At 57.0% G+C, this 6,969-nt stretch carries 7 protein-coding genes and 1 pseudogene; 1 reads left to right on the top strand and 7 read right to left on the bottom strand.

Annotation, left to right across the window (positions count from 1 at the left end; all coding sequences use genetic code 11):
• From WBG04_RS08360 to WBG04_RS08350, 3 genes and pseudogenes are all read right to left on the bottom strand, one after another.
• Nucleotides 1-161: pseudogene (locus tag WBG04_RS08360) on the bottom strand (porphobilinogen synthase); the annotation flags it as partial.
• Nucleotides 162-163: 2 nt separating this feature from the next.
• A complete protein-coding gene (gene cysS, locus WBG04_RS08355; RefSeq protein WP_424313952.1) occupies nucleotides 164-1,552 on the bottom strand; it encodes a cysteine--tRNA ligase in 1,389 nt (462 codons plus the stop codon).
• Between the two features lie 55 nt (nucleotides 1,553-1,607).
• The gene (locus tag WBG04_RS08350) at nucleotides 1,608-1,817 is read right to left on the bottom strand and encodes a hypothetical protein (RefSeq protein WP_424313951.1); all 210 of its coding nucleotides are present in this window, start codon (nucleotides 1,815-1,817) and stop codon (nucleotides 1,608-1,610) included.
• Nucleotides 1,818-1,914: 97 nt separating this feature from the next.
• Here WBG04_RS08350 and WBG04_RS08345 point away from each other — a divergent pair, with 97 nt between their 5' ends.
• Nucleotides 1,915-2,469, top strand: coding sequence for a hypothetical protein (locus WBG04_RS08345; protein ID WP_424313950.1), 555 nt, complete (start codon nucleotides 1,915-1,917; stop codon nucleotides 2,467-2,469).
• Here WBG04_RS08345 and WBG04_RS08340 read toward each other — a convergent pair.
• From WBG04_RS08340 to WBG04_RS08325, 4 genes are all read right to left on the bottom strand, one after another.
• Nucleotides 2,463-3,137: a hypothetical protein gene (locus WBG04_RS08340; protein WP_424313949.1), complete on the bottom strand. Its 675-nt coding sequence runs from the start codon at nucleotides 3,135-3,137 to the stop codon at nucleotides 2,463-2,465. The two genes, WBG04_RS08345 and WBG04_RS08340, sit on opposite strands and share 7 nt — an antisense overlap.
• A 147-nt stretch (nucleotides 3,138-3,284) precedes the next feature.
• Nucleotides 3,285-3,863, bottom strand: a complete 579-nt coding sequence (locus tag WBG04_RS08335) for a prepilin-type N-terminal cleavage/methylation domain-containing protein (RefSeq protein ID WP_424313948.1) — start codon at nucleotides 3,861-3,863, stop codon at nucleotides 3,285-3,287.
• Between the two features lie 47 nt (nucleotides 3,864-3,910).
• The gene (locus WBG04_RS08330) at nucleotides 3,911-5,203 is read right to left on the bottom strand and encodes a type II secretion system F family protein (protein ID WP_424313947.1); all 1,293 of its coding nucleotides are present in this window, start codon (nucleotides 5,201-5,203) and stop codon (nucleotides 3,911-3,913) included.
• Between the two features lie 76 nt (nucleotides 5,204-5,279).
• Nucleotides 5,280-6,956 carry a GspE/PulE family protein gene (locus tag WBG04_RS08325; protein WP_424313946.1) on the bottom strand — a complete coding sequence of 559 codons (1,677 nt, stop codon included), beginning with the start codon at nucleotides 6,954-6,956 and terminating at the stop codon, nucleotides 5,280-5,282.
• Nucleotides 6,957-6,969 lie beyond the last annotated feature (13 nt).

Here is a 6,969-nt window from a genome sequence, read left to right as displayed (position 1 = left end):
AGCGACCAGCGCTTGCATCCCGGCATGGATTCGATGTCCTGGTCCTCACTCCCTTCGTGACTGAAGAGCGGATAGATGAAGTCGGCAGCCGAGAGCGAAGTCTCGGCAACCAGCGCACGAATGGCAGCGGATTTGCGGTTGCGGCGGGGGCGGATGTGCATCGTTAACTCGGGTTCAGTTCGTAGCCTTCGGGAGAATCCTTCACTGCCCAGCCCAATTCGGCAAGCTGGTCGCGCATGGCGTCGGATTTCGCCCAGTCCTTCGACGTGCGGGCCTCCCAACGCTCATCGGCGAGCGCTTGGATCTCAGCCGGAACTTCGGCCGATGCCGAGTCCTCGGGAAGGATCAGACCGATCGCTCTCAGCACCCGATTGAGTCCCGCCAGAGCCTTTGCCGCCTCCTCCCCTTCCAGCCCAGCGCATTCACGAAGGCCGGTGAAGATGCCGCCAAGGCATCCCGGCGTATTGAGATCATCATTGAGCGCCTCCCACGCCGACTGAAACGACCCGAAGTCCGCCTCCCCCAGCACATGACCCTCACCGGCCCGCTCCGCGAGTCCGCGAGCTCCCTTGGCCAACTTGGCAAGGGCTTCCCGCGCACCATTCAGCGAATCGAGGGTGAAATTCAGCTGCTTGCGGTAGTGAGCGCCAATCAGCACATAGCGCACTTCCATCGCCGTGAAACCCTTGGCCGCCAAATCATCCAGCGTGTATAGATTGCCCAGCGACTTCGACATTTTCCCCCCATCCACCAGCAGATGACTTGGATGAAACCAATGGGCGGCAAAGTCGCCCCCGCAGGCGCAACGGCTCTGGGCGATTTCATTTTCGTGATGGGGAAAGACCAGGTCCTCGCCACCGGAGTGGAGGTCGAAGCTGTCGCCGAGGTATTCCTCGATCATCGCCGAGCACTCGAGATGCCATCCAGGACGACCCTCACCCCAGGGCGATGACCAGAAATTCTCTCCGTCCTCGGGGCGGCGCGACTTCCACAAGACGAAGTCCGCCAGGCTGTCCTTCGCATACTCGTCGGCGCTGGACCGCGTTTCCTGCGTCTTGCCCAGAGAGAGCTCGCGCGTATCGAGGTGGCTGAGCTTTCCGTAATCGGGGAAGGACGAAATCCTGAAGTAGACCGAGCCATCTTCAGAGACATAGGCATTCCCTTTCTCGACGAGCCTCTCAATCATCGCGATCTGTTGAGGGATGTGGTCGACCGCGCCGGGCTCGACATGGGGCGGAAGACAATTCAAGGCCTCGCAATCGGCATGAAAGCGATCGCGCCATTGCGCGGTGAAGGTCGCGAGCGGCAAACCCGCTGCTTGGGAGTCGCGGATCGTCTTATCGTCGACGTCGGTGATGTTCCGCACATGAAAAGTGCGCATCCCGCCGGTCTCAAGCGCCCGCCGAAAAACGTCCTGCAGCACGAAGGTCCGGAAATTTCCGATATGGGCCGGTCCATAGACCGTCGGTCCGCAGCAATAGAAACGAAAGGTGGATCCGTCCACCGGCTTCAATTCGGATTCGCGGCGTGTGAGGGTGTCGAAGAGACGCATCGCCGGTCTAGTAGCGGCAGAGGCCGACGATTTCAACTGCCGCGCCGCACCAATCTCAAGGCTGGACGCGAACCTCCAAAAGGGCCGGGTCTTCGCCGACTTCAATGATCACCACCGGCACTGTGAGTTCTGCACGAAGCACCGAGGACTCCATCACCATTTCAGAAGACGATGACCCACCACGCAGCACCCGCACGGATGCGAGCGTCAGGGCGAACAATAGTATAAAAAATACTCCGATCTTGACCGAGGATGAAGGCGACACGCACCCAACGAAGCTTTATTTTTACAAATAGTCAAGAGAACTTAACAAATTACAATGGAAGTGTTGTCAGAATCCCGAACGTGCTTAATTTTCCGGCGTGAGCACAAAAGGTCGGAGCATTGAGGATCCTCGAGTCAGGCAGGTGCTGGGCGGCGTTGGTGCGATCTTTGCCGTATGCGCCTTGATTGGCGTGATCTGGTTCGGAAGGCATCTCCCGGGCTTTGTTGGTGAATGGTTCGCGATGATTCTCGGGATCATCACGACGCCTTTCCTGATGGAGGGCAGCTTCATTGTCGTGGGCCTGCTGATGGTGATCGGCATCAACTACTGGCGCCTCAGGCGGGATGGTGATGAGTTCGTTTATTTGGAGCAAGCTGAAGGCCCGGGGAGCGAGAGCCTTCCGGATTCCGCCAAGTGGGCCATCTATCGCGATCGACCGCTCGACCCTGAATTTCCAGCGGTTCTTGCGCAACTGGAAGGTTTTCTGGCAATCGACGACCGCGAAGCAGCGGTTGAGGCACTTGCCGCGATGGAGTCAGCCGAGCGAGAATCCCCGCCGGTGCTGAAGTTGAGGATCGAACTGGCCGAACGAAGCGGGAAGCCCGATCTGGCTGCCCGCCTGAAGGCGCAGCTGGCCGAATCAGGTCACTGACGCTTCGCTGCTTCTTCCAGGAAAATCTCCGCCAGGCGGAAACTCCGACGACCAATTTCCTTGGCGTCCTGATCGCTCACCAGCGCCAGACCCTCCTCGCTCACTTCGGAAAGAAAGATTTTCCAAGCCTTCTTGGTGACCGCTTCATGATCGAGTTGGATCCTTGAAGACGGGCGGGCCTGCTGACGACTTTCATCGTTGGAGCTTCCTTCATCGCCTTCACCACCAGGCCCCTTGCGACGTCGGCGACGGCGTTTCTTGCCTTGAGCGTCCGACGCTGGAGGCTCGACAATCGTCGGGATTTCGTCTGGCGAATCGTCAGATTCCGAGGATTTAGGTTCCGAAGGTTTGGAGTCCGACATCCGCTTCGATGAAATCCGCCTGATTGAGGGGTTTTCGGTAGGTGTCTCTCCATCCTCCAAGGGTGGCCGACTTCCGTCATCTGACGACCTGTCGTCGCTTGAAACTTGTTCGCTGGCAGCGGTATTCCCAGCCCCAGACGATTCCTCGCTCGTCGTCTGATCCGAGTCGGCACGATCTTTTTCCGCCGGTGTCGTTTCCTCTTTTGCTCTCGGTTCGGAACTCTTGGCCCGCTTGCGCGCACTCTTCTTCTTCACACCAGCTTCCTCAGCCTGGTCCTCAAGCTTCTCAGGGATCTCTTCGCTCATCTGCGGAGAGCAAGACCGCTGAATTCATCCCCGTCGAGCCGATTCACCGGAAAGTTCGGCATTCTTGACAAAAAATCCCTTCAAGCTGGAAAAGAAAAGGCCCGCCTGGTCGGCGGGCCTTGAAAACGAGCTTGGTGGAATCGAATGCTACCAAAGGCGGACATCGTCGATGTTCTTGGAATCTTCAGGATCGTAATCACCTCTGCTGCCCGCGTTGGTCTGTCCATCGGGCCCGCTAGACCAGAGGTCAAAACCGGGGTTTGCGGTAATGGTGTTAGAACTGTCAGGATCGTTAGTACGATAATTATAAAAAGTCCCCCAAGGATCGACGATCTCGATACTTTTTCGATTTGTGCCTGATAACCAGCCTTGCGTGTCGTTGTCTGGATCCAGCTCTGTAAGGTAGATCTTCGTGGGCTTCCCATTCACCCTCTCCTGGCTTGGGAAGAGTGCTTCCTGAAGCTCCATAATGGCCCGATCAGTAGGTCTTGAGCTGTACGATCTTCTACCGCCAGGGTAGACGCCATTGTCAGCCTTATACTCTTCTATCGCGAGTTCCAGAAGGCCCAACTGGACCTTGGCTGTTTCACTCGCCTGCTTCTGGTTGACGTAGGACATCAGGCCCATCGTCAAGCCAGCCAAGATTACCATTATGCTCACGACCACCAGCAACTCCATCAAAGTGAAGCCCTGTGGGCGCCTGCCGATTCCCTCGAAATGTTTCATGGTTTTCCTTTCTGTTTGAGTTTTTCAGTTCGTTGGCCGGGTTCTGATCACCCGTTGACCGACTGAATAACCTTAATCAAAGGTAGGAACAATGCAAATACAACCGATCCGACCACGAGGGCCAGAATCACGATCATAATCGGCTCAAGAATGGACGTCAGGGCGGTCACGGCGTTGTCGACCTCGTCGTCATAGACGTCGGCGACTTTCAGTAGCATTTCCGGCAGCTGGCCGGTTTCCTCACCCACATCGACCATCGAGATCACCATGCCGGGGAACACGCCGGAGGCTTGGAGCGGAGTCACGATGGATTCCCCTTCTTTGACCGCCTCATGGACCTTTTCGATGGCTCCGGAGATGACCACATTGCCTGCGGTATCGCGAGTGATGTTAAGGGCCTGAAGAATCGGCACACCGGAAGTGACCAGAGTTCCGAGGGTCCGCGAGAAACGGGCCACGGCGCTCTTTCTCTGAATATCACCGAAAATCGGGAGCTTGAGCTTCAAGGTATCGAGCGCCAGGCGCCCGCCCTTGGTCTTGCCCCACGAGCTGAAGCCGAGGCCGACAAGCACGGCGCCTAGGAAGAACCAGACGACGTTTGGAATGATCCAGACATCCGCCGAAAGGAAGAACTCGGAGAATCCGAACACGATCTTGGAAATCAGCGGCAGCTCCGCGTTTTCCATTTCCGCGAACATCTCTTTGAACTTCGGAACGATGACCAGCATCAGGAAGACGAGGATGGCCACGGCGATGAACATCACGATCACCGGATAGACCATCGCGGAAACGATCTTGTTCTTCAGCTTGTGAGCCTTCTCCTGGTACTCGGCGAGCCGGACGAGCACCACTTCGAGCACACCACCGAGTTCACCGGCTTTCACCATGTTCACGTAGAGCTTGTTGAAGATCTTCGGGTGCTGGGCGAGCGCCTCGGAGAAGGTCGATCCTGACTGAACGGAATCGGCTAGTGCGTTCACCGTTCCCCGGAGAACGGGATTCGGCTCCTGCTTGGAAAGAACCGTCAAGCCACGCAGCAAGGGCAAACCTGAGTCAATCAAGGTCGCCAACTGACGGGTGAAAATCATCAACACCTTTGGCTTGATTCGGCCACCGGTCGTACCCTTTGGGTCCTTCGAATTGGCCTTCTTCTTTTTGGCTTTCTTGGCTGCCCCCTTTTTGGGAGTGGCAAGCGATCCTTTGCCGGCCTCGACCACTTGGAGCGGGTAGTATCCCTGTCCTTTGATCTGAGTGATGGCTTCGGCCTCGCTTGGCGCGTCCACGGTGCCGGACATTTGTTCGCCTTTGGCGTCGGCTGCAGTGAATTGAAACTGTGGCATGGGTCTGTTTTTAGGAAAAGATTAGAAGTATGATGATGGACTTAGAATCGGCTGGCGATTCGAAAATTCGGAGATTTCAGGTATACTTGAGAACTTCCTCAATGGTGGTTTTGCCCATATAGATATTCCGCAGCCCGTCTTCACGAAGCGTCGTCATTCCATTCTCCATGGCCTTCTGTTTCAAGACGACCGTCGGGGCGCGATCAATGATCATGTCCCGGACCGGATCGTTAATATTCAAGAGTTCGTAAAGACCTCCCCGGCCCTTGTAGCCGCTATTTCCGCAGACCTCGCAGCCGGCACCGGTGAAGAAGTCCTTGTCTCCCAGTTCGTGGGGCGAAACGCCAAGTTGAGTGAGGATGGCCTCGTTTGGCTCATACGGCGATTTGCACTCCTTACAGATCGTCCGGACGAGGCGCTGGGCGAGAATGCCCTCAAGCGATGCCGCGACAAGGAAGGGCTCGCAGCCCATGTCGACAAGGCGGGTCACCGCCCCTGGGGCGTCGTTCGTGTGCAGCGTGGAGAGCACCAAGTGACCCGTCAGCGAGGCCTGAATCGCGATTTGAGCCGTATCCATGTCCCGCATCTCCCCGACCATGATGCGGTCGGGGTCCTGACGCAGGAAGGCGCGAAGGACGCGAGGGAAGGTCAATCCAATCGCTTCATGAATGGGAATCTGGATGATGCCATCGATATCATACTCGACCGGGTCCTCTGCAGTCAGCAGCTTGTGGTCGATGGTGTTGATCCGTTTCAGTGCCGCGTAGAGCGTGGTGGTCTTACCCGCTCCGGTCGGACCGGTGACGATGAAGATGCCGTTGGGCTTTTCGATCGTATCGGTGATGTATTCGAAGATGTGCTCTGGCAGGCCCAGCGCTTCGAGCGACAGGTTGACCGACGAGCGGTCTAGAATTCGCAGCACGACGGACTCGCCGTGGTGGGTCGGAAGTGATGAGACGCGCATGTCGACCTGACGGTCGCCGACTTGTTTCACAATCCGTCCGTCCTGCGGGACTCGACGTTCGGCGATGTTCATGTTCGCCATGACCTTGACGCGGGAAATGATCGCCATCGCGAGGTGGATCGGAGGAGGTGCCATTTCGTAGAGCGCGCCATCCACACGGTAGCGGATCTTGAACTCTTTTTCGAAAGGCTCGAAGTGAATGTCCGAGGCACGCTCCTTGATCGCCTGATACATGACCAGGTCCACGTAACGGATAATGGGGGCCGAGTTCGCTTCGTTCTCGAGGTCAGCCGCATTGATGTTCCCGTCCGAGCCACCGAATTCCAGTTGGCTGAGAATATCCTCCATTCCCGTGCCATCCCCACCGTAAGCCTCGGCAATCTTATCCTCGACGAGGTAATCCGGGGCGACAGCAAGAACCAGCTCCCGATCCAGCGCGAAACGCAGGTCCTCGAGCGTCTGAGGGTTCATCGGATCGACGAGCGCGATGTGGAGCCCTTCGTCGGTGAGATTGATCGGCAAAGCCCCGTGGAGCCTGGCAGTTCCCCCTGGAATCAAAGCAAGAAGCTCCGCAGGCGGAGTCCACCCGACGAGATCAATGAGCGGGGCTCCAAGTTCGGAAGCGACCACGGGCCAGACGTCTTCCTTGTTTTGAATTACCTGGAAGTCGGCGAGGATTTCGGCGACATCCTTGCCGCTGTTTTCCACTTGGCTGAGAATGTCCTGACCGAGCGAACGGTCGATCATCCCGCGACTTACGAAAAGGTCTATGATCTGGTTGCTATCCATGAAATTGGGTCTT

The organism is Haloferula sp. (assembly GCF_049672945.1).
Classification (GTDB): Bacteria; Verrucomicrobiota; Verrucomicrobiia; order Verrucomicrobiales; family Akkermansiaceae; genus Haloferula.
This window is presented reverse-complemented; position numbering and strand designations above follow the sequence as displayed.

Bases quoted from the DNA above. Each gene is read 5' to 3' on its own strand.
- WBG04_RS08340 (WP_424313949.1), bottom strand. From the start codon at position 3,137: ATGAGCGAAGAGATCCCTGAGAAGCTTGAGGACCAGGCTGAGGAAGCT.
- WBG04_RS08325 (WP_424313946.1), bottom strand. From the start codon at position 6,956: ATGGATAGCAACCAGATCATAGACCTTTTCGTAAGTCGCGGGATGATC.
- WBG04_RS08330 (WP_424313947.1), bottom strand. From the start codon at position 5,203: ATGCCACAGTTTCAATTCACTGCAGCCGACGCCAAAGGCGAACAAATG.
- cysS (WP_424313952.1), bottom strand. From the start codon at position 1,552: ATGCGTCTCTTCGACACCCTCACACGCCGCGAATCCGAATTGAAGCCG.
- WBG04_RS08335 (WP_424313948.1), bottom strand. From the start codon at position 3,863: ATGAAACATTTCGAGGGAATCGGCAGGCGCCCACAGGGCTTCACTTTG.